The following is a 22,211-nucleotide window of genomic DNA, read 5'->3' as shown; positions in this document are numbered from 1 at the left end:
CAAAACTGAAAGTGACATTACTTTTTGTTTTGGTCGGACACAAGGGCCGCAAGAGCGCGAGGCCGTCGTCGTCTCGCGTCAGTCACAGTCGCCACAGGCGTCTCCGGCGGGCCGGACCCGCTCGGTGCCCACCTCCCAGCGACAACTCCGATGGCAACGCGCCCGCTCAGACTTTTGTCGCTGGGAGGCGGCCAACAAATACGTCCGTCAACCCCGGACGCGCAGCACGACCTTGCCCTTGGCAGTGCGGTTCTCGAGTGAGGCGACGGCGGCCGCGGCCTCGTCCAGCGGGTAGGTGGCCGGCTCGGGCGGGGCCAGCTCCCCGGAGGTGAGCAGACGTTCGAGGCCGGCCCATTGCTCGGCCAGCGCGCCCGGATGCGTGCCCGCCCACGCGCCCCAGCCCACGCCGACGACGTCAATGTTGTTGAGCAGCAATCGGTTTACCTTGACGGTGGGGATTTCACCGCCGGTGAATCCGACGACCAGCAGTCGTCCGCCGGGGGCGAGCGAGCGCAGGGAATCGGTGAACCGGTCGCCGCCGACCGGGTCGACGACGATGTCGACGCCACGGCCGTGGGTCAGCTCCTTGACCGCGTCCTTGAACCCGTCAGCCAGCACCACGTCCGTCGCGCCAGCGGCCGTGGCGATGTCGGCCTTGTCCTGCGTGCTGACGACGGCGATGGTGCGCGAGGCGCCCAGCGCCGGCGCCAACCGCAGCGCCGAGGTGCCGATGCCGCCGGCCGCGCCGTGGACCAGCACCGTCTCGCCGCGCTGCAACCGGCCCCGCACGGTGAGCGAGAAGTACACCGTCAGGTCGTTGAACAGCAGGCCGGCGCCGGCCTCGAAGCTCACGTTGTCGGGCAGCTTGAACACCCGGTCCGGGGCCAAGATTGCGACCTCGGCCATGCCGCCGGACAGCATCGTGAGGCCGACCACCCGGTCGCCGGGACCCACGTGCGCGCCCGCGGGCGCCGACCGGACCACGCCGGCGATTTCGGCGCCCAGCACAAAGGGCAATTCCGGGCGGTACTGGTACAGGCCGCGGGTGAGCAGGGCGTCCGGGAACGCCACCCCGGCGGCGTGCACGTCGACGACGACCCCCTCACCTGTCGGTTCGTCGATGTCGGCCAACTCGACCGCGTCTGGACCATCGAGCCGAGTCACCCGTACCGCGCGCATGCCAGCAGAGCCTACTGCCGCCTCAAAAGCCGCCGGCGACCCGCACCACGGCCCGGCCGGAGAACTTGCCGGCGCGCACCTGATCGATCACGCCGACGACGTCCTTCACGTCGACGTCGCTGACCAGCGAGTCCAAGTGACGCGGCCGCAACGAATCACCCAGCCGTGCCCACAGCGCGCGCCGCGGCCCGATCGGCATCAGCACCGAGTCCATTCCCAGCAGCGCCACACCGCGCAGGATGAACGGCATCACCGTGGTGTGCAGGGCGGGACCGCCGGTGAGACCGCTGGCCGCCACCGCGCCGCCGTAGTCGATGGTGCTGAGCACATCGGCGAGCGTCGCTCCGCCCACGCAATCCACCCCGCCCGCCCAGCGCGCCTTGCCGAGCGGTCGCGGCTTGGCGTCGGGATCGGCGGGCAGGCGACCGATAACCTCCGCGGCGCCAAGGGTTTTCAGCCGCTCGGCGGCGTCGGCCTTGCCGGTCGAGGCGACAACCCGGTACCCGGCGGCCGCCAGCAGGTCCACGCTGACCGAGCCGACTCCGCCGGTCGCGCCGGTGACGACGATGTCGCCGGCGTCGGGCGCGATGCCCCAGTCGATCAGCGCCTGCACGCTCATCGCCGCGGTGAAGCCCGCGGTTCCGATCGCCGCGCCCTCGTGGGGGCTCAACGCGCCGAGCGCCACCACCTGGTCGGCCGGTAACCGCGCGTATTCGGCGTAGCCGCCGTGGTGGCCGGTGCCGATCGCATAACCGTGGGCCAGCACCGCGTCGCCGACGGCGAAGTCCGGTGAGGTGGACTCGACGACCTCGCCGGTCAGGTCGATGCCGGGCACCACCGGATAGTTGCGCACCACGCCGCCGCCGGGCGTCAGCGCCAGGGCGTCTTTGTAGTTGACGCTCGAATACAACACCCGGATCGTCACGTCCCCGGACGGTAGGTCGTCGGGACGAAGCGTCTCGACCGACGCGGTTATCCGGTCACCATCTTGGCGCGCGACGAGCGCGTGAAACGTGTCCATGCTTCGACGCTAACCTGACCGCAGACCAAAGCGACACTGCCCAATTCCGCCGAACGTGTGCTCAGGGCGAGAAATCAGCAGCAGAAGTCTCGCCGTGGTTGCACGTTCGGCGCGGACGCCGAAACTCGCGAGTTACCTGAGCTCGGCCGAGGACAGGCCCAGCAGTCGGCGCGCGACGACCAGCTGCTGGATCTGTTGGGTGCCCTCGAAGATGTCCAGGATCTTCGAGTCGCGCGCCCACTTCTCCAACAGGGTCTGTTCGGAATACCCTGCGGTGCCGGCCAATTCGACGGACTTGAGGGTCACGTCGGTGACCATCCGGCCGGCCTTGGCCTTGCTCATCGACGCTTCCTTGGAGTTGGGGATCTTGTTGTCGGCCTGCCAGGCCGCCCGCAACGACAGCAGGTAGCTGGCCTCCCAGTCGGCTTCCATTCGCAAGAACTCGGCGGCCGCCGCGCTCTGAACGTGCGCCGGTCGGTCATAAGAGATCTCCACGCCGGCCTCGGTGAGGATCTTGCGAATCTCCTCGAGCGCTGCGCGCCCCACGCCGACGGCCATGGCGGCGACGATGGGCCGGGTGTTGTCGAAGGTCTCCATGACACCGGAAAAGCCTTTGCCGACTTCGATTTCGGGGTTGCCGAGCAGGTTTTCCTTCGGGATGCGGACGTTGTCGAACCGGATGGCGGCGGTATCGGAACCCTTGATGCCCAGCTTGTGCTCGAGCCGTTCGACCGTGACCCCGGGGTGCTCGCGCGGCACGACGAACGACTTGATCGCCGCGCGGCCCTGCGACTTGTCCAGGGTCGCCCACACCACGATGTGCGTGGCGCGCGACCCGGCGGTGACGAAGATCTTCTCGCCGTTGATCACGTACTCGTCGCCGTCCAGGGTGGCGGTCGTCGCGACCGCCGCCGAGTCCGACCCGAAGCCGGGCTCGGTGATCGCCATCGCCGCCCACACCTTGCCGAGGCGTTGCAGCTGCTCGTCGTTCGCGACGGCGGAGATGGCGGCGTTGCCCAGCCCCTGGTAGGGGACCGACAGCATCATCGCGAGGTCGCCCCAGCTGGCTTCCAGCGTCTGGAGTAGCGCGGCCATGTTGGCGCCGTTGTGGTTCTTGTCGCGCTCTTCGTCCTCGCCGCCGAGCGCGTTCGCTCCGGCGAATTCGAATGACTCCGAGGCCCCTTCGAAGAGGCTGAACAGGGTGTCGAGCTCGACCGGGTACGCGTGCTCCTTGAGGTCGTACTTGCGGGCGATCGGCCGCATTAACTCAGCGGCGCCCTGATGCGTCTTGGTCGTGACCGCTTGCATCTTGCGGGGCAGTTCCAGATTGATTGCCATGATTGAACTTTCAGCTCGAATGAGTTAACGACTTAGATGACTGCTAGATGACGACGACACCCTCGGCGACGCCGATGGCCCGCAGGTCGCGGTACCACCGCTCGACCGGGTGCTCCTTGGTGTAGCCGTGGCCGCCGAGCAGCTGAACGCCGTCCAGTCCGATCTGCATGCCCTTGTCGGCGCCGAGCCGCTTGGCCAGCGCCGCTTCGCGGATGAAGGGCAGGCCCTGCTCGGCACGCGCCGCGCCGCGCCAGGTGATCAGCCGCAGCCCGTCCAATTCGATGGCGATGTTGGCGCACATGAAGGCGACTGCCTGGCGGTGGGCGATCGGCTCACCGAAGGCCTCGCGTTCCTTCACGTAAGGGACGACGTAGTCGAGCACCGCGTGCGACGTGCCGACCGTCAGCGCCGCCCAGCCCAGCCGGGACAGCGCGATGGCCTCGGAGTAATCCTGATCCGAGGCGTCGTCCTCGCCGAGGCGCGCGCCCAGCGGCACCGACACCCCGGAGAGCTCGACGTGGCCCAGGGCCGCCGCGCGCAGCCCCATGCTGGGATCGGCTTTCACGGTGAGCCCTTTCGCCGACGACTCGACGATGAACAAGGCCGGCTTGCCGTCGAGCTGGGCGCCGACGATGAAAAGCTCGGCGTCGGCCGCGGCCGGTACCAATGACTTCACGCCGTCGAGGCGGTAGCCACTCGGGGTGCGCACCGCGGTCGTCTTGAGCCGGGTGGGGTCGAAGAGCGGTTGCGGCTCGGCGATGGCCACGCAGGCCTGCGGCACGTTCTCGCCGGCGAATTCCGGTAGGTAGGTCGCCTGCTGATCGGCGCTCCCCCAATGGGTCAGCGCGGAGGCGACGCCGCCCGGCGCGAGCAGCGGCAACGCCAAGCCCATGTCGCCGTAGGCGAGCGCCTCGGCGACCAGCACGTTGGTCACGCTGGAGCGGTGCGCGGCGATGCCGTCGAAATCCTCGGGAATGTTGATCGCCGTGATGCCCAGCTCGGCGGCCTTGGCGATCAGGTCTTGCGGGTAGGTGGCCGCCTCGTCGGCGTCGTGCGCCGCGGGGCGCAGCACTTCTTCGGCGAATTCGTCGAGGGTCTCGACGATCATCTTCTGCTCGTCGTCGGGCGTCAGGTCGAAATAGTCCTTGCCGCTGGACTTGAGCCGGGTCGGCCCGGTGCGCAGATTCTGGACCCGCTTGAACTGCCGAGAAGTCGTGGCGGCCGTAGAGAAAATCGTCTTGGTGCCGTAGCGCAGGGCGCGGTTGAGCGGGTCGCGCAGCTGGTATTTGTCCAGGAACTCCTGGCCGACGAGCGGGGTGATGAGCGCGATGGCGATGTCGACGCCGGTGCGTTTGTGCGGTTGCAGCCCGACCGCGGACTTATGGTCGCGCCGTTTGACGCGCGAGCGGGCGGTTGTTTTTGGTGAACCGGTATCGGTCATGGGTCAGCGGCCTCAGGTTGATGGGCAAGCGGATACAGCCGATCTTACTCCGGAGTAAGATCACAGAGAACACTTGTTAACTAATTCACAGTGAGGCTGCCGAGCACCTGCCCCTGCAGCAGGCCGTTGGTGGCCACGGCGCTGCCATGATGCGGTCCCGCGGTGCCGTCGAGCGCCGTCAGCGTCCCGCCCGCTTCGCGCACCAGGATGTCCAGCGCGGCCAGATCCCATACCGACACTTCCGGCTCGGCGGCGATGTCGACGGCCCCCTCGGCCACCAGGCAATAGGACAGGAAGTCGCCGAACGCGCGCACCCGCCACACGGCATCGGTCAGCGCGATGAAGCGGTCCCGCACGCCCAGCTGCGCCCACCCGGAAAGACTGGAGAACGACAGACTGGCCGAATTCAGTTGCGCCACTGAGGAAACCGATATCCGGCGGGGTGGTGTGCCGTTGAGGGCGACGAACGCGCCGTGGCCGTCCGCGGCCCACCACCGGCGCTGCAACGCCGGGGCGCTCACCACGCCGACGACGGGGACGCCGTCGTGCAGCAACGCGATCAAGCTGGCCCAGACCGGCACCCCGCGGACGAAGTTCTTGGTCCCGTCGATCGGGTCGATGATCCACTGCCGCCCGGTGAAGGCGGTGTCTCCGCCGAATTCTTCGCCGACGATGCTGTCCTTCGGCCGTTCGCGCGCGAGCGCCTCCCGCAGCTCGGTTTCGACCGCGCGGTCGGCATCGGTCACCGGCGTCAGATCCGGTTTGGTGTCAACGCGCAGGTCCAGCGCACCGAATCGGGAGGACGTCAACGAGTCTGCGCGGTCGGCAAGCGTCAGTGCCAGCGCCAGATCCTCGGTGCCACTCATGACGCAGTCTTATCACGGCCCTACGATGGCGGGGTGTGGGAATTCGGACTGCTGATCCTCCTGATCGCGGTGCTGGCGGTATTCCTGGTCCAGCGGTTCGTCCCGCGCGGTCCCCGCGGTGAGCTGCTGAGTGGCACGCTGCTGGTGACCGGAGTCAGCCCGCGTCCCGATGCCACCGGCGAGCAATTCGTCACCATCGCCGGAGTGATCAACGGCCCCTCCGTCAACGAACACGCGGTGTATCAGCGCATGGCCGTCGACGTGGATCAGTGGCCGACCATCGGTCAACTCTTCCCGGTGCTGTATTCGCCCAAGAATCCGGACAACTGGAGAATCGCCCCGCCGACTCCCCCCGCACCGCAGGAGCCGCAGGCCTAGCGGTGCGTCAGCCGGCGGCGGGCGGGCGCGTCATGACCGTGATGCGAACGCCGTAGCGGGGCACCACAAGCGGTGCCCGCCGAACCGTCCCTCCGGGTATGCCAGGGACGCCCGCGGCGGGCCCGGTGCGGGCGAGCTCCTCGGTCGCCGGCAGCCCGGACCACCCGCCGCCTTGCAACGCCGGGACGGGGTCACCCGCCGCGGCGGCCCAACCCGCGGGCACCGACATCGGGCCGATCCGGCCGGCGCGGGCCAGCGCCGCATTGACGTTCCCCAGACCGGACGCGGCGCCGCTGAGCGCGGGAACCTTGGGGAGCGCGGCCGGAACCGCGGCGAGATTCGGCAAAATGCCCAAGTTCTTGTCGGCCTGGATGATTCCGGCGTTGAATCCCTCCGCCGTGAACAGTGATCGGAAGGCGACCTGGGTGCCCAGGATGGTGTCAAGGACGCGAAAGTCGAGCGGGATTTCCGAGGCCCCGGGCGCGGCCTGCGCGCCCGCGTTTGAACCGGTGGTGCTGGCGTCGGCTTGGGCGACGGCGGCGCTTTGGGCGCTCACCCCATCCGGATCGGTGGCTTGGCGCGGGGCGGAGAAGGGCGAAAACTGCACCGCCGCAGTAGAACTGGCGGAATAGCTGTACATCGCGGAAGCGTCCTGGGCCCAGAAATCGGCGTACTGGGCCTCGTTTGCCGCGATCGCGGCGGTGTTCTGCCCGAAGAAGTTCGTTGCCACCAGCGTCGCCAACTGCGTGCGGTTGGCCGCGACCACGGGTGGGGGCACGGTCATGGCGCGCGCCAGCTCGTAGGCCGCCGCCGCCGTCCGGGCCTGCATGGCCGTCTGCTGTGCCCGCTCGGCCGTCGCGTACAGCCATCCAACATAGGGGGCGGCGCTGGCCGCCATCGCCTGGGATGCCGGCCCGTGCCAGTACAGGTTGGTCAGGCCGGACAGCACCGATTCGTACACGGCGGCCGTGATGCTCAACTCGGCGGACACCGAGTCCCAGCTTCCCGCAGCGGCCAACAACGAGCCCGACCCGGGACCCGCGTACATCCGGCCAGAGTTCACCTCTGGAGGTAGAAACCCGAAATCCATTGTCTTACAGCGCTATCAGCTGCGTACAGCGGCCCTGCCGGCGGTGCGTCACCCGGCGGCAGGCGGGCGTGGCATCACCGTGAGCCGCACGCCGTAGCGGGGCGGGACGCCCGCGCCGGCGGTTCGCGAGGCGCCCCCGCCCGGCATGCCGGGGTAACCGGGGTAACCGGACGCCATCGGCTCCTCGGTCCCCGGCAGCGTGGTGAAGCCCGCCGGTGTCAACGGCGAGATGTGGGTGCTCGTCGGTGCGGCCCAACTCGCGGGCACCGACATCGGCCCGATCGAGCCGGCCCGCGAGAGCGTTGCCGTGACGTTGCCCAGCCCCCCGCCGAGGCCCCCACCGAGTCCCGCTGTGGCACCGCGGAGTGCGGGCGCTGCAAGCGCGGGGGCGGCGGCCACGGGCTTGGCGAGGATGCCCAGATTGTTCTCGGCCCCAATGATTCCGGACACGAACTGCTCCATGTTGTACGGGGCGCTGAAGCCGAGGCCCGTTCCTTGAATGGCATCCAGGACCCGGAAGGCGTTGGCATTGGCGTTGGCCGCGTTGGTGGTCGATGCGTCCAAGTAGTAGTAGTTGTTCACCGTCGTTCCGGTGGTGTCGTCCAGCGCCGAAAACGTCTGCGTGACGGCCTTGTTGGCGGCGGCGTTGCTGTTGGCCGCGGTCACGGCGGCCTTCTGGGCGCTCACCCCGGACTCGTTGGTGGAGTTGGTCGCGGGCGCAAACCGCGGCAACTGGGTCGCGGCCGCCGAGGACACCGAGTAGCCGGACATGGCGGCGGCGTCCTGGGCCCAATAATCGGCGTACTGCGCCTCGGTGTCCGCGATGGCCGCGGTGTTCTGGCCGACGATGTTCGACGCCACCAGCGCCGCCAGCAGCGTGCGGTTGGCGGTGATCACGGGCGGGGGCACCGTCATCGCATACGCCTGCTCATAGGCCGCCGCGGCCGTCCGGGCCTGCATGGCCGTCTGCCTGGTCTGCTCGGCGGTCACCTGCAGCCACTCGGCGTAGCGGATGGCGGCGAACGCCATCGCCTGCGCTGCGGGACCGCGCCATTGCAGGTCCAGGCCCGAGAGCGCCGATTCGTAGCCCTCGGCGGCCGAACTCAGCTCGGCCGACAGCGCGTCCCAGCTTCCCGCCGCGGCCAACAGCGAGCCCATGCCGGGGCCCGTATACATCCGGGCGGAGTTGATTTCTGGTGGAAGAAAAGCCCAATCCATGTGGATACATCCCCTCAAAGTGCGGTCTGTGGACAGACGCCACTGGCGCCGGCGCTTGCCGCAACGGCGTTGATCAAAGTTGGTGGGGCCGTTCCCAGGCCGGCGTGACAAGCCGGCAAAGCTCATCCCCGCGTCGGGGGACGGGACGGCCGGGCGCGATCGCTCCGCGCCTGCCTAGCGGGCAGCGCGGTACTTATCGAGTTGGCGGACCGTGCGCACAGGGCATCGCGGGAGACCTTCGGTTTTTGGGCCCTTCAAAGGTCGCAGGTGCGGCCGACGTGTGCGGGGTTTTGTGTATTTCACGGCGCCGACCAGGCAGAATTAAGACTACGTTTGCCCATCGTTCATCTTCTGTTCACCGAATCGGCCTCTAGATCTACGCGTGTCGAATATTGAAAGTAATTGACGCGCTTGATATTTGGGCTAACCCCGGCGTCGGCCCGCCGTCAACCGCGGTGGTTGAAGCTGTCGACCACACCCCGCAGCATCTCGGGATTTCGGAGGAACGGCGTGATGATGTCGACCGGCAACGGGAAGACGACGGTCGAGTTCTGATCGGCCCCCAGCTCCAGCAGCGTCTGCAGGTAACGCAACTGCAGTGAGGCCGGGCTCTTCGACAGGGTCTCGGCGGCCTCGCGCAGCTCCTCCGAGGCCTGCAACTCGCCGCGGGCGTTGATGACCTTGGCGCGGCGCTCGCGTTCGGCCTCGGCCTCACGCGCCATCGCTCGCTGCATCGACTCGGGGATCTCGACGTCTTTGATCTCCACGACACGGACCTGGATGCCCCAGGGTTCGGTCTGCTTCTCGATGATCGTGCGCAGGTCGCTGTTGAGGTCCTCGCGGTGGGCGAGCAGCGTGTCCAGGTCCGCCCGGCCCAGCAGCGAACGCAGGGTGGTCTGGGCGATCTGCGAGGTCGCGACCGCGTAATTCTCCACCGCCAGAATCGCTTTCAGCGGATCGGTCACCTGGAACATCACGACGGCGTTGACGCGGGCCGGCACGTTGTCGCGGGTGATCACCTCCTGCGGCGGAATGGTCAGCGTGACCAGGCGCTGGTCGACGCGAATCATCTTGTCCAGAAGCGGAATGAGGAGGCGCAGCCCCGGGGCGTACAGCGGACGTACATGTCCCATCCGGAACACCACCCCGCGTTCGTACTCGCGCAGCACCACCAGCGACCACGTCGCCAGTACCACAAGCACAACGAATCCGGCGGCGATGAGACCGATCACCAGTGTGGTCATGTCGTGTTGTCCTCCTTGGGCTTCCAGCCGCCCCAGCGCGTGGAGTAGCGGTCGATCGCCGCCGCCACCTGATCCTCGATCGCGGTGCGGTGCGGCAGGTGTTCAGGCGCGTTCGACGGAGTGTTCCACAGGTGGCGGACGAGCGGCGCTCCGAGCAGTGCGACCAGCAGCACGGTCGCCATCAGGACCAGCGCGTCCGCGGCCGAGTGGTTGGCGATCAAGGTGGCCAGCGGCAACACGATGCCCAATGCCGCCACGCAGCAGGCGATTCCGCGGTGAAACCGGCCGGCGTCCGAATGCGGCCACGGGTCGATCTCGCGGCTGATCTCGCGACCGTGCTCCGATGTGGTGCAGTCGGATTTGACGGGGCAGCTGTTGCAGACCACCGGCAGCGCGCGGTACCGCATGACCCGGTGCTTGGGATCGAACGACGTCGGCCACAGCCAGTGGTCCTGCGGACATATCCAGGCGTCATGGTCGGGCCGGTAGGTGAATTGGCCTGTGCGCCAGCGCGCCGCGTGCGCCGACGCCCGTCGGGCCATGACGTCGAAACTCCACCCGACGGCCAGCAGGGCCAGGGAGTACCCCGCGATCAACCACACCGAGGTCGCCGGCGCGGTCACCGTCAATCCTTCGCCGGCACCGCGGCGCCGGCCTCCGGCTCGACCGCGGCCTGGGTGTACAGCGGACTTTCGGGCAGCTCCTGCGCCGTCGTGCCCGACCGGAAATTGCGCAGCGCGATCCAGGCGATCCAGACGAACGGCAGCACGCCGCCGACGATCAGGATGACGTCTCCGGGTAGCCGCAGCCATTCGAGTACCGCGTTGCCCGGCTTGGTGATGTAGCCCAGCGACCGCGCCTCGAAATAGCCGTCGTTGACCGAATGGTAGAGCTGCAGCACGCCCAGCGGCAGCAGGGTGGCGAACACCATCCACGCCAGCCCGATGTTCATGCACCAGAACGAGATCCGCGCCAGCTTCTCCGGCCACTTGTCGGCCGGGATCACGTACCGGAAGGCGAACATGGCCAGGCCGACGGCGAGCATGCCGTAAACACCCATCATCGCCGCGTGCCCGTGGTTGGCCGTCAGGGCGGTGCCGATCTGGTAGTAGGACACGATGGGCAGGTTGATCAGGAACCCGAAGATGCCCGCCCCCAAGAAGTTCCAGAATCCGACCGCGACCAGGAACATCACCGCCCAGCGATGCGGGAAGGGATTGGCGTCGCCGGATTGCTGGCGCGCGCCGAGTTGCAGGAACGCCCACGCCTCGACGGTCAGGAAGGTCAGCGGTATGACTTCGGCGGCGGAGAAGAACGCCCCCAGCGCCATGTGCTCCACCGGCGTGCCGGAGAAGTACAGGTGATGCATGGTGCCGATGACGCCGCCGGCCGAGTACAGGATGACGTCGAGGAAGATCACGCCGAGTGCGATCCGCTCGCGCACCACACCGAGCAGAACGAACATGTAGGCCACCATCACGGTGGTGAACAACTCCAGGAAGTCCTCCACCCACAGGTGCACGACCCAGAACCTCCAGAAGTCCGCGACGGTGTAGTGGGCGTCGCTGCCGGCCAACAGGCCGACGGCGTAGAAGGCCGGGATGGCCAGCCCGGAGAAGAAGAACAGCCAGGGCATGTTCATCTTCGACTCGGTCTTGAGCCTGCCGCGGATGCCGCGCCAGATGATGGCGATCCACAAGAACATGCCGACGATCAGCAGGACCTGCCACAGCCGCGGCAGGTCGAGGTACTCCCACTGCTGGGAGAACAGCCCGCCCGCGGGGATCACGCCATAGATGGACAGCGCTTCACAGATCAGCGAGCCGAACACCACCACGGCGACCGCCCCGAGCAACACGTAGGCGAGCAACGCCTGACGCCTGGGTTCGCGACGCGCGATGAACGGCACCAAGAAGATGCCACCGGCCAAAAACGCCGCCGCCGTCCAGAACAGCGAGAGCTGCAGGTGCCAGGTGCGGGCGAGGTTGTACGGCAGCACGCGGGCCAGGTCCAAGCCGAAGAAGTTCGACAGGTCGGCCCGGTAGTGCTCAGCGGCCGCGCCCAGCAGCGTCTGCGCCAGGAACAGCACCGAGACGATGGCGAAGAACCAGATGCAGGCTCGTTGCGCGGGCGTCAGGCTCACCTCGCCGGGTTGGCGGAAGGACAGGGTGGACGACTCGGCGCTGTGCCAGCCGACCTTCTGGCTCCAGCGGCCGTAGACCGCGAACATGATGCCGATGCCGCCCAGCAGGGCGATCAGCGACAGCGCCGACCAGACGATCACCGGAGCGGTGGGGCCGTTGTCGACTCGCGGCTCGGCGGGCCAGTTGTTGGTGTAGGTGTACCGGTGCCCGGGGCGTTCGGCCGCCGCCGCCCATGCCGTCCAGGCGAAGAACCCGGTCAGTTCACGGATTTGCGCCCGGTCGGTGATCATGTGGGGCAGCAGACCGTATTTCGTCGAATTCTCCCCGAAGTAGGCCGCGTACCGGTTCTGGATGTGGTCGAACGCCGCGGCCTGCCGATCGGTGAACACCAACGTCTTGGTCGCCGGGTTGTAGCGGTTGGTGCGGAATTCGGTGACCACCCGATCGCGCGGCTCGGTGACACCCTGCGCCCGCAGTTGATCGGCGACGTCCTGCGTTGCCGCGCGCAGGTATTCGGCGGTGTAGTCGGGTCCCAGGTAGGCGCCGTGGCCGAGCACCGAGCCGTATTCCATCAGTCCGCGCGCCTGGTAGAGCTCCTGTCCGCGGGTGATGTCCTCGCCGGTGAACAGCAGCTGACCGGATTCGCTGACGACCTTGTCCGGCATCGGCATCGACGCCGAATAGGTGCGGTAGGCCAGAATTCCCATCACCAGGAAGCCGAAGATCATGACGAGGGCGACACCCTGGACCCAGCCTTTGCCGACCAGCGGCTGTGCGGACGACGTCTGGGCAGCGGACTGTTCAGTGGCCATTCGGTGAACTCCCTGGTGGACGGCGGGGCTGGTCCGGGTCACGCACGTCAAACCCTAGTTTCGGCCCCACCCGATTGAAAGGGACTTCTGGCACCCAATCGGGGACCAATGCCTCTGGGAGGCGCCCTCGCGCGCCAATAACGTGGGTTCATCAGGGGATTCGTCCCCCCGGCTCGATGAGGGAGGCCGCGATGAGCGACATGAAGGCAGCCCCGACGATCGTCGTCGGCGTAGACGGCTCGAGGGCCGCGACTCACGCGGCGGTGTGGGCCATCGACGAAGCGATCGAGCGGGACATTCCGCTGCGCCTGGTGTACGCCATCGATTCGCGCGACGCGCGCAACGCCCACGATTCCGATGTGGCCTACGCCGCGGCGCGCGCCGCACTGTTCGACGCGCGCGCGGCCGTCGAGGCGACCGGCCGGCCGGTCAAGGTGGAAACCGAAATCCTTTGGGGGCGGCCACTGACCAAGCTGCTGGACGAATCGCGATGGGCGGCGATGGTCTGCGTCGGATCGCTCGGCCGCAACCACGCGCTGCGCGGGCAGGGGGTGGTGGCCGCGCGCCTCGCCGGATCGGCGCTGTGCCCTGTGGCGGTCGTCCACCAGCCGCCCGGCGCGCCGGCAAGCCCCGCCGTCACCGCCGTCGTCGCCCAAGTGGACAATGGTTCGGTGCTGCGTCACGCGTTCGAGCAGGCCAGGATGCGCGGGGTCGCCCTGCGGGCAATCTGCTTGCGCACTCCCGAGACGCCGGACGACGTCGTGTACCAAAACCGTTCGGCACGAGCGCAATTGAGCCGCCGACTGGCCCGGTGGACGCGCCTGTATCCGGACGTGCCCGTCGAATCGGCCGTCGTCCGCGGGGGCGTCGAGCGTTACCTGGCCACCGACGCCGAGCCCGGCCACGTGTTCGTCGTCGACGCGTGCCTCGCCGACAACTTGTGCGGCTCGTACAGCGCGAAGAGCTCGATTCTCACCGTACGATGCGGCAACCTATAAGGAACCGATCCCGGGAGCGACACCTTGGTCAGAGTCTTCTTGGTCGACGACCACGAGGTGGTGCGGCGCGGCCTGATCGACCTGCTGGGCGCGGACCCCGACCTCGACGTGGTCGGTGAGGCGGGCTCAGTCGCCGAGGCGCTGGCCCGGATCGGGGCGGCCAATCCGGACGTCGCCGTGCTCGACGTCCGGTTGCCCGACGGCAACGGTATCGAGCTGTGTCGAGACCTGTTGTCGCGCATGCCCGATTTGCGCTGCCTGATCCTGACGTCGTACACCTCCGACGAGGCGATGCTGGACGCGATACTGGCCGGCGCCAGTGGATACGTCGTCAAGGACATCAAGGGGATGGAGTTGGCCCGTGCCGTCAAGGAGGTGGGCGCGGGGCGCTCGCTGCTCGACAACCGGGCCGCGGCTGCGCTCATGGCGAAGCTGCGCGGCGGCGCCGAGCGCGAGGACCCGCTGTCGGGCCTCACCGATCAGGAGCGCAAGCTGCTGGCGCTGCTCAGCGAGGGCCTGACCAACAAGCAGATCGCGGACCGGATGTTCCTGGCCGAGAAGACGGTGAAGAACTACGTGTCGAGGCTGCTGAGCAAGCTTGGCATGGAGCGCCGCACCCAGGCAGCGGTGTTCGCAACGGAATTGAAGCGCACGCGCCCGGACGGGGACCGGTGAGGTGACCACGGCCGATCAGGACGACGCGGGAATGCGGTTGCGCCGCACGCTGTCCCAGCTGCGCCTGAGCGAACTGCTGGTCGAGGTGCAGGACCGGGTGACCCAGATCGTCGAGGGCAGGGACCGGCTCGACGGCCTGCTCGAGGCGATGCTGGTGGTGACCTCGGGGCTGGAGCTCAACGCCACCCTGCGCTCGATCGTGCGGTCGGCGACCAGCCTCGTCGACGCCCGCTATGGCGCCCTGGAGGTCCACGGCGCCGACAACCGGGTGGTGCACTTCGTCTACGAGGGTGTCGACGAGGAAACGGTGCGGCGCATCGGTCATCTGCCCGAAGGCCGGGGGGTCATCGGACTGCTCATCGACGAGCCGAAGCCGCTGCGGCTGGAAGACGTCGCGCAGCACCCGGCCTCGGTCGGGTTTCCCGAAAACCATCCGCCCATGCGGACGTTTCTCGGTGTTCCGGTTCGGGTGCGCGACAACGCTTTTGGCACGCTGTACCTGACCGAGAAGACCAACGGCCAACCGTTCAGCGTCGACGACGAGGTGCTGGTTCAGGCGCTGGCCGCGGCCGCGGGGATCGCGATCGCCAACGCCCGGCTCTACGAGCAGGCCAAGGAGCGCCAGTCGTGGATCGAGGCCACGCGTGACATCGCCACCGAGCTGCTGTCGGGCAGCGAGCCCGCGACGGTGTTCCGCCTGGTCGCCGAGGAGGCGCTCAAGCTGACCGCGGCTGACGCGGCCCTGGTGGCCATCCCGGCGGGTGAGAAGGAGCCCGCGGCCGAGCTGCTGGTCATCGAAACCATCGGCAGCGCAGTCGCTTCCGTCGGCGGCAGCGCGATACCGGTGGCCGGCACGCCGCTCGGTGAGGTGTACACCACGAGCGTCCCGCGGCGCGTCGAGCGCCTCGAACTCGACGGCGTGGACGACGCGGGACCCGCGCTGCTGCTGCCGCTGCGGGCCGCCGACACCGTCGCCGGCGTCGTGGTCGTGCTCCGCCACGGCAGCCCGGGCTCCTTCGGCGACGAGCAGCTCGAGATGATGGCCGCCTTCGCCGATCAAGCCGCCCTGGCGTGGCAGCTGGCCACCTCGCAGCGCCGCATGCGCGAACTCGACGTGCTCACCGACCGCGACCGCATCGCCCGCGACCTGCACGACCACGTGATCCAGCGCCTGTTCGCCGTCGGCCTGGCGTTGCAGGGCACCGTGGCCAGGGCGGCCGAACCCGAAGTGCGGCAACGGCTTTCCGAATCTATCGACGACCTGCAGGGCGTCATCGGTGAAATCCGCACCACCATCTTCGATCTGCACGGCGCGTCGCAAGGCATCACCCGGCTGCGCCAGCGCATCGACGAGGCGGTGGGCCAGTTCGCCGGCTCCGGACTGCGCACCACCGTACAGTTCGTCGGGCCGCTGTCGGTGGTAGGCGCCGCGCTGGCCGACCATGCGGAGGCGGTGGTCCGCGAAGCCGTCAGCAACGCCATCCGTCACGCGCAGGCCACCACCGTGACGGTCCGGGTCGCGGTCGACGACGACCTGACGATCGAGGTGGCCGACAACGGGCGCGGGATGCCGGATCAGTACACCGGCAGCGGCCTGACGAATCTGCGGCGACGGGCCGAACAGGCCGGCGGCCGGTTCGACATCGACGGCGCGCCGGACACGGGGGGGACGGTGCTGCGCTGGTCAGCCCCGCTGCTCCAATAGCCCTGCCCACTCGACGATTTCGGACACGTCCCGGCGCGGCGTCGACGGCAGCGGATCGGCGTTGATCGGGGGCCAGCCCACCCGTAGCAGCATCTGCGGGTAGCCGCCGCCGTCGAACACGTCGGCGCGCACGGCCTCGCGCGTCTCGCGGACTTCCAGCGGCTCGGTGATCGGGCAGCACGCCAGCCCCAGCGCCGTCGCGGTCAGGGCGACCATGCTCGTCGCCTCCCCGGCGCGCAGCCGCGACAACCGGTCGTCGCCTTCGGTGCCCAGCGCCAGGATCGCGGCGCCGTCCTCGGCGGGCGACGCGCCGGAGGGGGCCAGCATCGGTTCGGCGAACAGCCGGCCCGGGATCGGGGCGCTGCGGTCCGACGGCGGGGTATTCCTGGCCGGCACCCCTGCCACCGAACCGTAGCGCCCGCTCCACCTGGTGAGCTCCACCAGGTAGTCGTGATTGGTGATGTGGGCCCAGACTGACTGCGCCACAATGTCTTTCATCCGGTCCACCGCATCGACCTGGCGTAGCATGACCCCGCTGCGGGCGGCCCGGGCCGCCATCAGGGCGATGTCGCCCGGCGCCACCGGCCACCAGCTGTAGGCCCGCCGGTCGGTGCGTCGCCGCGGGATGGCCGCGGCCAGCGCGATGTCGACCTGGTCGGGGGAGTGCGGCATCACCTCGACGGCGGCCAGGTAGCCGGCGTCGTCGGGGTCGGGGAGGCGATGCACCTTGGCCTTCCAGCCCAGCGCGGCCAGGGCCACGACGCAGTGATGCAACGCGGCGCCGCAGCTGATCATCAGGTCGCGGCCGTCCGGGTCGGTGTTCTCCAGCTGCCGGTTGGGCTCGCAGTAGAACTCGAGGTCGGCGCCGCCCACCCGCCACCGCCATGGCTGCGTGTTGTGGATCGAGGGCGCCCGCCCGGCCAGCGTCAGCGCCGTCCGGATGGTCACGGCGTCGGGGAAATAGGGATACATGATTGCCTCTCCGGCCTCACGGTGAGCACCCGCGATCATGACCTCCAGCTTCGTGCGTCGACACCGCAGGCGGGAGAGGCGAAAGCCCCGTACACAAGGGACTTTCGGCCCTGCCGCCCACCGGCGCCCGCGGCGGATAGTGGACGCATGGACCTGGCCGACCGGACCGACATCGAGGTGCTGCTGCGACGCTTCTACGAACGCGCGCTCGTCGACGATGTCCTATCCGAGCCGTTCGCGCAGCTGCGCGCGGCCGGGCTGGACGGGCACATCCCCACGATGTGCGACTTCTGGGAGACGGTGCTGTTTCGCGCAGGCCGGTGCCGGGGCAGCGCGCTGAACGTCCACCGCGACATCCACGACCGCACACTGCTGTCGGCCGACCACTTCCGGCGCTGGCTCGACCTTTGGTGTCACACGGTGGACGAGATGTATCGCGGCCCGGCGGCCGAGCGGGCGAAGGTGCAGGCCGCCAGGATCGCGTGGGCGATACACCGCCGGCTGGTGGGCGTGGACGCGCGCGAGCCCGACGCCCTCGTGGCCCGCTGAACCGTTCAGGCGAAGCTCGCGTGCGGGTCCGGCTCCGGCCCGAACCGGAAATGACGACCGGTGACTTCGGTCGGGGTGATCCGCACATAGTGCGGCTTGGGCATGGCCGTCCACGGCAGTAATTGCGCGCGGTCGGCCCTGGCAATGTCCGCGTTGGTTTTCAGCAGCCGAGCGCGACCGCGGACGATGACGCTCCAGCCCTCGACGAGGGTGTGATCGTCCACCTCGAAAACCACCGCGTGGTTCGCCACGGCCGAGAACAGTTTGGTGCCCTCGGCGGTCCGGAACAGCACGGTGCGGTCTTGGGCCACGAAGTTGACCGGAAAGATCTCGGGCTCACCGGCGAAATTGGTGACCAGCCGGCCCAGCGTGACGCTGCCCAACCGATTCCAGCTCTCGTCTTCAGTAAGCACGCTCACCGGTTCGTCGCTCCGCACGATCCCAATCTAGCCGTGGCTGACCCGAAGCAACTTGGCCAAGCTCGGCAGCTTGACGCGGGGGCGCCCGTGCGGCTCGCCGGCCGCCCGCTCGTGGGCGTCGATGAGCTCCCAATGCGCCGAGGTGACCAGTTTGGGCTGGCGCGAGGCCAGCCATTCGGCCAGCTGGTCGGCGTGGTCGTGCGGGAAATCCGCCAGGCCGCCGCCATCGGGGGGGGCGACGCTGGCCAGGTCGGCGAGCAGCGTGTCCACCGTGTCCTGGGAGTCCTTCTTGTTGGTGCCGATGACGCCGGTCGGCCCGCGCTTGATCCACCCGACCACGTATTCGTTGCGGCTCCCGTCGACCCGGCCCCCGCTATTGGGGATCGTCGCGGTCTTCTCGTCGAACGGCAGCCCCGGCGTGGGCACGCCGCGGTAACCGACCGAGCGCACCACCAGCTGCACCGGCAGCTCCTCGCGCTCGCCGGTGTCGTTCGCGGAGACCCGCCCGTTGGCGTCGGTGACGAGCTCGTTGCGGCCGAGCACAATCCGCTCAACCCGGCCCTCGCCCTTGATCTCGATCGGCGAGGTCATGAAGCGCAACACGATCCGGCGATGCCCCGGGCGCGGGGAGCGCTTCGCGTAATCACGCAGCACGTTGATGTTCTGCTTGGCCGTCTTGCCGGCCGCGGCGGCGTCCTCGTCGCTCACGCCCTCGAGCTGCGCAGGGTCGACGATCACGTCGACGTTCTCCAGATCGCCCAGCTCGCGAAGTTCGAGCGTGGTGAACGCGGTCTGCAGTGGCCCGCGCCGGCCGATGACCACCACTTCGTCGACCCCGCACGGCCGCAACGACTCCAGCGCGTGGTCGGCGATGTCGGTCTGGCCCAGCACGTCGGGATCGGTGACCAGGATGCGCGCGACGTCGAGGGCGACGTTGCCGTTGCCGACGACCACGGCGCGCGCGCCCGACAGGTCGGGCGTGGCCTCCTCGAAGTTGGGGTGCGCGTTGTACCAGCCCACGAAATCGACGGCGGCGATGCTGCCCGGCAACTCCTCGCCGGGGATGTTCAGCGCGCGGTCGGACTGGGCCCCGACGGCATAGATGACGGCGTCGTAACGCTCGGCGAGCTCACTGGCTTGCACGTGCTCGCCGACCGAGACGTTGCCGAAGAAACGGAACCGCGGATCTTGGGCCGTCTTCTCGAATTGCTTGCTGATCGACTTGATCTTCGGATGATCGGGCGCGACGCCGGAGCGCACCAGCCCCCACGGGGTGGGGAGCATCTCCAGCATGTCAACGGCGACATCGATGTCCTGCGACGCGTCGGCCGCCTTCAGCAAGGAGGACGCGGCGAAGAACCCCGACGGTCCGGAGCCGACGATTGCAACGTGGTACGGGCGCATTCTCGACCTTCTATTCGGGCCACGTCAGCGCCGGGGGCTTCCAAAATAGGCCGGCGCGCAACGCGGGGCGCACATGATCGTGCCTCGACTCTAAACGCATGACCGCTGGTCGTGACCTCAGCACTCGCCGGTGGCCGAGCAGGCTGGCGGCCCCCGGTAACGTTGTCGGCTGTGGAACCCGACCGTCAAGCCGACATCGCCGCCCTCGACTCCACCCTGACCACGGTGGAGCGGGTGCTCGATGTGGACGGTCTGCGCGCCCGCATCGAGAAGCTCGAACACGAGGCGTCCGATCCTCAGTTATGGGACGACCAGACCCGCGCCCAGCGGGTGACCAGCGAGTTGTCCCACGCCCAGGGCGAGTTGCGCCGGATCGAGGAGCTGCGGGGGCGTCTGGACGACCTTCCGGTGCTGTACGAGCTGGCGGCCGAGGAGGGCGAGGGCGCGGCAGAGGCGCTGGCCGAGGCGGACGCCGAGCTGAAGGCGCTGCAGGCCGAGATCGAGGCCACGGAGGTGCGCACCCTGCTCTCGGGCGAGTACGACGAGCGCGAGGCGCTGGTCACGATCCGTTCCGGCGCCGGTGGGGTGGACGCCGCCGACTGGGCCGAGATGCTGATGCGGATGTATATCCGGTGGGCCGAGCAGCACAAGTATCCCGTCGAGCTGTTCGACACCTCCTACGCCGAAGAGGCCGGCATCAAGAGCGCGACGTTCGCCGTGCACGCCCCGTTCGCCTACGGCACGCTGTCGGTGGAGCAGGGCACCCATCGGCTGGTGCGAATCAGCCCGTTCGACAACCAGAGCCGGCGTCAGACCTCGTTCGCCGAAGTCGAGGTGCTGCCTGTGGTGGAGACCACCGATCACATCGACATCCCGGAAGGCGATGTGCGCGTTGACGTTTACCGCTCGAGCGGCCCGGGCGGCCAATCCGTGAACACCACCGACTCCGCGGTACGTTTAACCCACGTCCCAACGGGTATCGTCGTCACTTGCCAGAACGAAAAATCGCAATTGCAGAACAAGATCTCGGCGATGCGAGTGCTTCAGGCAAAGTTGTTGGAGCGCAAGCGATCCGAAGAACGCGCGGAGCTGGACGCGTTAAAAGGCGAAGGCGGCAGTTCGTGGGGTAACCAGATGCGCTCCTACGTGCTGCACCCCTATCAGATGGTCAAGGACCTGCGGACCGAATACGAGGTCGGCAATCCGGCGGCCGTCCTGGATGGAGACATCGACGGATTCCTGGAAGCGGGAATCCGTTGGCGCAACCGAAAAGATGACGAATAACACAAGCATTCTTGCGGCCTCGATGACGCACCATTGGCACGACTTCTGGCGGGGCGAGATCGGTGAGTGGATCATCACCAGGGGTCTGCGGATCGCCATGGTGCTGATCGCGGCGGTGCTGGCGGCGAGGTTCGTCAACTGGGTGGCACAGCAGGTGACCCGGCAGCTCAACCTCGGCTTCGCCGAAAGCGACGCGCTGGTGCGCTCGGAAGCCTCCAAGCACCGCCAGGCCGTGGCCTCGGTGATCTCCTGGGTATCGGTCGTCATCATCGGCATCTGGGTCATGCTGCAGATCGCCGACGTGCTGCAGTTCTCGGTGGGGGGTCTGGTCGCCCCGGCCACCGTGGTCGGCGCCGCCCTGGGTTTCGGCGCCCAGCAGTTGGTGAGAGACCTGCTGTCCGGCTTTTTCATCCTGGTGGAGCGGCAGTACGGCTTCGGGGATCTGGTCACCCTCACCGTCGTTGCCGCCACGGAAGCCAGCGGCACCGTCGAGAACGTGACGTTGCGGGTGACCCGGCTGCGCTCGCCGGACGGCGAGGTGCTGACCATCCCGAACGGGCAGATCGTCAAGGTGGTCAACCTGTCCAAGGATTGGGCGCGCGCGGTGGTGGACATCCCCGTGTCGACCAGCGCCGACCTGAACCGGGTCAACGAGGTCCTGCACCAGGAATGCGACCGCGCGATGGACAACCCCGTGCTGGGGGCATTGCTGCTGGACGCGCCCACCGTGATGGGCGTGGAGAGCATCGAAGTGGACACCGTCACCTTGCGTATGGTGGCCCGCACCCTGCCCGGCAAGCAGTTCGAGGTCGGCCGGCAGCTGCGTGTCCTGGTCATCCGCGCGCTGGCCCGCGTCGGGATCGTGACGGCGGCGGACGCGCGGGTGGAGCTGGTCGACGACGCGTCCGTCCCGGCCGCCGAACGGCAAACCGACGATGACGTCCAAGGTGCGGGGCAGAAGCGGTGAAATTCACCCTGAACATCCTCGAGAAGCGCGGCGACGACACGGATGCCGAACATCGCTGGCCCAATTACGTCTTCGGCGGGCGGATGCGCACGTCGACCCTCGTGCTGATCATCGCCTTTTTCCTGGTGTGGTGGACCTACGACACCTACCGCCCGGCACCGGCGCCCAAGCCCCCGGCCCAACAAGTTGTGCCGCCGGGGTTCGTGCCCGATCCCAACTACACGTGGGTGCCGCGCAGCCGCGTGCAGCAGCCGCCGGCCACCGTCACCTATACGCCGACCCCGACGACCACGCCGCCGCCTCCACCGCCGCCACCCCCGGTGACCACGACCACCACCACCACCACCACGCCGCCGTTCCAGATGCCGCAGCTGCCGTGCATACTCCCGGCGCCGTTCTGCCCTCCGAGCACGAGCCCGCCCACGCCGACGCCCGAGCAACCGCAGCCGGGCCCCGGTCCGACCCCCACGACGTCGCCCCCGGCCCGTTGACTTCGCCTGCCAGCGA

21 protein-coding genes are annotated in these 22,211 nt (G+C 68.4%); 8 read left to right on the top strand and 13 right to left on the bottom strand.

The features are described from left to right. Window positions 1-207: 207 nt before the first annotated feature. From K883_RS02690 to hisN, 5 genes are all read right to left on the bottom strand, one after another. Window positions 208-1,179, bottom strand: coding sequence for an NADPH:quinone oxidoreductase family protein (locus K883_RS02690; protein WP_008259413.1), 972 nt, complete (start codon window positions 1,177-1,179; stop codon window positions 208-210). 22 nt (window positions 1,180-1,201) lie between these two features. Further along, window positions 1,202-2,200 carry an acrylyl-CoA reductase family protein gene (locus K883_RS02685; RefSeq protein ID WP_008259411.1) on the bottom strand — a complete coding sequence of 333 codons (999 nt, stop codon included), beginning with the start codon at window positions 2,198-2,200 and terminating at the stop codon, window positions 1,202-1,204. A gap of 132 nt (window positions 2,201-2,332) precedes the next feature. After that, window positions 2,333-3,538, bottom strand: a complete 1,206-nt coding sequence (locus tag K883_RS02680; protein WP_008259399.1) for an acyl-CoA dehydrogenase family protein — start codon at window positions 3,536-3,538, stop codon at window positions 2,333-2,335. A gap of 43 nt (window positions 3,539-3,581) precedes the next feature. Further along, a complete protein-coding gene (locus K883_RS02675; protein ID WP_008259397.1) occupies window positions 3,582-4,979 on the bottom strand; it encodes an acyl-CoA dehydrogenase family protein in 1,398 nt (465 codons plus the stop codon). Between the two features lie 80 nt (window positions 4,980-5,059). Next, window positions 5,060-5,845: a histidinol-phosphatase gene (gene hisN / locus K883_RS02670; RefSeq protein ID WP_008259395.1), complete on the bottom strand. Its 786-nt coding sequence runs from the start codon at window positions 5,843-5,845 to the stop codon at window positions 5,060-5,062. 33 nt (window positions 5,846-5,878) lie between these two features. Here hisN and K883_RS02665 point away from each other — a divergent pair, with 33 nt between their 5' ends. Then, window positions 5,879-6,223 (top strand): hypothetical protein, encoded by a 345-nt coding sequence (locus K883_RS02665; protein WP_008259393.1) that lies wholly within the window; start codon window positions 5,879-5,881, stop codon window positions 6,221-6,223. Window positions 6,224-6,230: 7 nt separating this feature from the next. Here the strand turns inward: K883_RS02665 and K883_RS02660 are convergent, their stop codons facing one another. From K883_RS02660 to K883_RS02640, 5 genes are all read right to left on the bottom strand, one after another. Further along, window positions 6,231-7,313 (bottom strand): PPE family protein, encoded by a 1,083-nt coding sequence (locus K883_RS02660; protein WP_020823311.1) that lies wholly within the window; start codon window positions 7,311-7,313, stop codon window positions 6,231-6,233. Between the two features lie 48 nt (window positions 7,314-7,361). Next, window positions 7,362-8,531, bottom strand: a complete 1,170-nt coding sequence (locus K883_RS02655; protein ID WP_020823310.1) for a PPE family protein — start codon at window positions 8,529-8,531, stop codon at window positions 7,362-7,364. 446 nt (window positions 8,532-8,977) lie between these two features. Beyond that, window positions 8,978-9,775 (bottom strand): slipin family protein, encoded by a 798-nt coding sequence (locus tag K883_RS02650; protein WP_008259382.1) that lies wholly within the window; start codon window positions 9,773-9,775, stop codon window positions 8,978-8,980. Then, the gene (locus K883_RS02645; protein ID WP_014712156.1) at window positions 9,772-10,398 is read right to left on the bottom strand and encodes a hypothetical protein; all 627 of its coding nucleotides are present in this window, start codon (window positions 10,396-10,398) and stop codon (window positions 9,772-9,774) included. Before K883_RS02645 ends, K883_RS02650 begins: the two co-directional genes overlap by 4 nt. A 2-nt stretch (window positions 10,399-10,400) precedes the next feature. Next, window positions 10,401-12,731: a nitric-oxide reductase large subunit gene (locus K883_RS02640; RefSeq protein WP_014712155.1), complete on the bottom strand. Its 2,331-nt coding sequence runs from the start codon at window positions 12,729-12,731 to the stop codon at window positions 10,401-10,403. Window positions 12,732-12,922: 191 nt separating this feature from the next. Here K883_RS02640 and K883_RS02635 point away from each other — a divergent pair, with 191 nt between their 5' ends. From K883_RS02635 to K883_RS02625, 3 genes are read left to right on the top strand one after another with little or no spacing between them, the layout of a single operon-like run. Then, window positions 12,923-13,729, top strand: coding sequence for a universal stress protein (locus K883_RS02635; protein ID WP_014712154.1), 807 nt, complete (start codon window positions 12,923-12,925; stop codon window positions 13,727-13,729). A 24-nt stretch (window positions 13,730-13,753) separates the two neighbouring features. After that, the gene (locus tag K883_RS02630; RefSeq protein ID WP_008259378.1) at window positions 13,754-14,404 is read left to right on the top strand and encodes a hypoxia response regulator transcription factor DosR/DevR; all 651 of its coding nucleotides are present in this window, start codon (window positions 13,754-13,756) and stop codon (window positions 14,402-14,404) included. Window positions 14,405-14,435: 31 nt separating this feature from the next. After that, window positions 14,436-16,109 (top strand): GAF domain-containing sensor histidine kinase, encoded by a 1,674-nt coding sequence (locus tag K883_RS02625; RefSeq protein WP_081490168.1) that lies wholly within the window; start codon window positions 14,436-14,438, stop codon window positions 16,107-16,109. Here K883_RS02625 and K883_RS02620 read toward each other — a convergent pair. Beyond that, window positions 16,089-17,081, bottom strand: coding sequence for an Acg family FMN-binding oxidoreductase (locus K883_RS02620; protein WP_014712152.1), 993 nt, complete (start codon window positions 17,079-17,081; stop codon window positions 16,089-16,091). The genes K883_RS02625 and K883_RS02620 overlap by 21 nt on opposite strands. 147 nt (window positions 17,082-17,228) lie before the next feature. Here K883_RS02620 and K883_RS02615 point away from each other — a divergent pair, with 147 nt between their 5' ends. Further along, window positions 17,229-17,630 (top strand): group III truncated hemoglobin, encoded by a 402-nt coding sequence (locus K883_RS02615; protein WP_008259375.1) that lies wholly within the window; start codon window positions 17,229-17,231, stop codon window positions 17,628-17,630. Between the two features lie 5 nt (window positions 17,631-17,635). Here the strand turns inward: K883_RS02615 and K883_RS02610 are convergent, their stop codons facing one another. Next, complete coding sequence (locus K883_RS02610) at window positions 17,636-18,067, bottom strand: pyridoxamine 5'-phosphate oxidase family protein (RefSeq protein ID WP_036429418.1); 432 nt, start codon at window positions 18,065-18,067, stop codon at window positions 17,636-17,638. A gap of 9 nt (window positions 18,068-18,076) precedes the next feature. Beyond that, window positions 18,077-19,453 (bottom strand): FAD-dependent oxidoreductase, encoded by a 1,377-nt coding sequence (locus K883_RS02605; protein WP_008259373.1) that lies wholly within the window; start codon window positions 19,451-19,453, stop codon window positions 18,077-18,079. Between the two features lie 171 nt (window positions 19,454-19,624). Here K883_RS02605 and prfB point away from each other — a divergent pair, with 171 nt between their 5' ends. Genes prfB through K883_RS02590 form a run of 3 tightly spaced genes read left to right on the top strand, consistent with a single transcriptional unit; the run spans window position 19,625 to window position 22,195 of the window. Beyond that, on the top strand, window positions 19,625-20,737 hold the full coding sequence (gene prfB, locus K883_RS02600) for a peptide chain release factor 2 (RefSeq protein ID WP_008259372.1): 1,113 nt from the start codon (window positions 19,625-19,627) through the stop codon (window positions 20,735-20,737). Continuing rightward, the gene (locus K883_RS02595) at window positions 20,727-21,704 is read left to right on the top strand and encodes a mechanosensitive ion channel family protein (RefSeq protein WP_051070691.1); all 978 of its coding nucleotides are present in this window, start codon (window positions 20,727-20,729) and stop codon (window positions 21,702-21,704) included. Before prfB ends, K883_RS02595 begins: the two co-directional genes overlap by 11 nt. Continuing rightward, window positions 21,701-22,195, top strand: coding sequence for a hypothetical protein (locus tag K883_RS02590; RefSeq protein WP_008259367.1), 495 nt, complete (start codon window positions 21,701-21,703; stop codon window positions 22,193-22,195). Before K883_RS02595 ends, K883_RS02590 begins: the two co-directional genes overlap by 4 nt. The last annotated feature ends 16 nt before the right edge of the window (window positions 22,196-22,211 follow it).

Source organism: Mycobacterium sp. TKK-01-0059, from assembly GCF_000709305.1.
Taxonomy (GTDB): domain Bacteria; phylum Actinomycetota; class Actinomycetes; order Mycobacteriales; family Mycobacteriaceae; genus Mycobacterium; species Mycobacterium intracellulare.
The sequence above is the reverse complement of the archived record's forward strand: the minus strand, read 5'-3'. Positions and strand labels throughout refer to the sequence as shown.

Excerpts from the sequence above, each read along its gene's own strand:
- K883_RS02690 (WP_008259413.1), bottom strand. The coding sequence starts at position 1,179 with ATGCGCGCGGTACGGGTGACTCGGCTCGATGGTCCAGACGCGGTCGAG.
- K883_RS02685 (WP_008259411.1), bottom strand. The coding sequence starts at position 2,200 with ATGGACACGTTTCACGCGCTCGTCGCGCGCCAAGATGGTGACCGGATA.
- K883_RS02680 (WP_008259399.1), bottom strand. The coding sequence starts at position 3,538 with ATGGCAATCAATCTGGAACTGCCCCGCAAGATGCAAGCGGTCACGACC.
- K883_RS02675 (WP_008259397.1), bottom strand. The coding sequence starts at position 4,979 with ATGACCGATACCGGTTCACCAAAAACAACCGCCCGCTCGCGCGTCAAA.
- hisN (WP_008259395.1), bottom strand. The coding sequence starts at position 5,845 with ATGAGTGGCACCGAGGATCTGGCGCTGGCACTGACGCTTGCCGACCGC.
- K883_RS02660 (WP_020823311.1), bottom strand. The coding sequence starts at position 7,313 with ATGGATTTCGGGTTTCTACCTCCAGAGGTGAACTCTGGCCGGATGTAC.
- K883_RS02655 (WP_020823310.1), bottom strand. The coding sequence starts at position 8,531 with ATGGATTGGGCTTTTCTTCCACCAGAAATCAACTCCGCCCGGATGTAT.
- K883_RS02650 (WP_008259382.1), bottom strand. The coding sequence starts at position 9,775 with ATGACCACACTGGTGATCGGTCTCATCGCCGCCGGATTCGTTGTGCTT.
- K883_RS02640 (WP_014712155.1), bottom strand. The coding sequence starts at position 12,731 with ATGGCCACTGAACAGTCCGCTGCCCAGACGTCGTCCGCACAGCCGCTG.
- K883_RS02635 (WP_014712154.1), top strand. The coding sequence starts at position 12,923 with ATGAGCGACATGAAGGCAGCCCCGACGATCGTCGTCGGCGTAGACGGC.
- K883_RS02625 (WP_081490168.1), top strand. The coding sequence starts at position 14,436 with ATGCGGTTGCGCCGCACGCTGTCCCAGCTGCGCCTGAGCGAACTGCTG.
- K883_RS02620 (WP_014712152.1), bottom strand. The coding sequence starts at position 17,081 with ATGTATCCCTATTTCCCCGACGCCGTGACCATCCGGACGGCGCTGACG.
- K883_RS02615 (WP_008259375.1), top strand. The coding sequence starts at position 17,229 with ATGGACCTGGCCGACCGGACCGACATCGAGGTGCTGCTGCGACGCTTC.
- K883_RS02605 (WP_008259373.1), bottom strand. The coding sequence starts at position 19,453 with ATGCGCCCGTACCACGTTGCAATCGTCGGCTCCGGACCGTCGGGGTTC.
- K883_RS02595 (WP_051070691.1), top strand. The coding sequence starts at position 20,727 with ATGACGAATAACACAAGCATTCTTGCGGCCTCGATGACGCACCATTGG.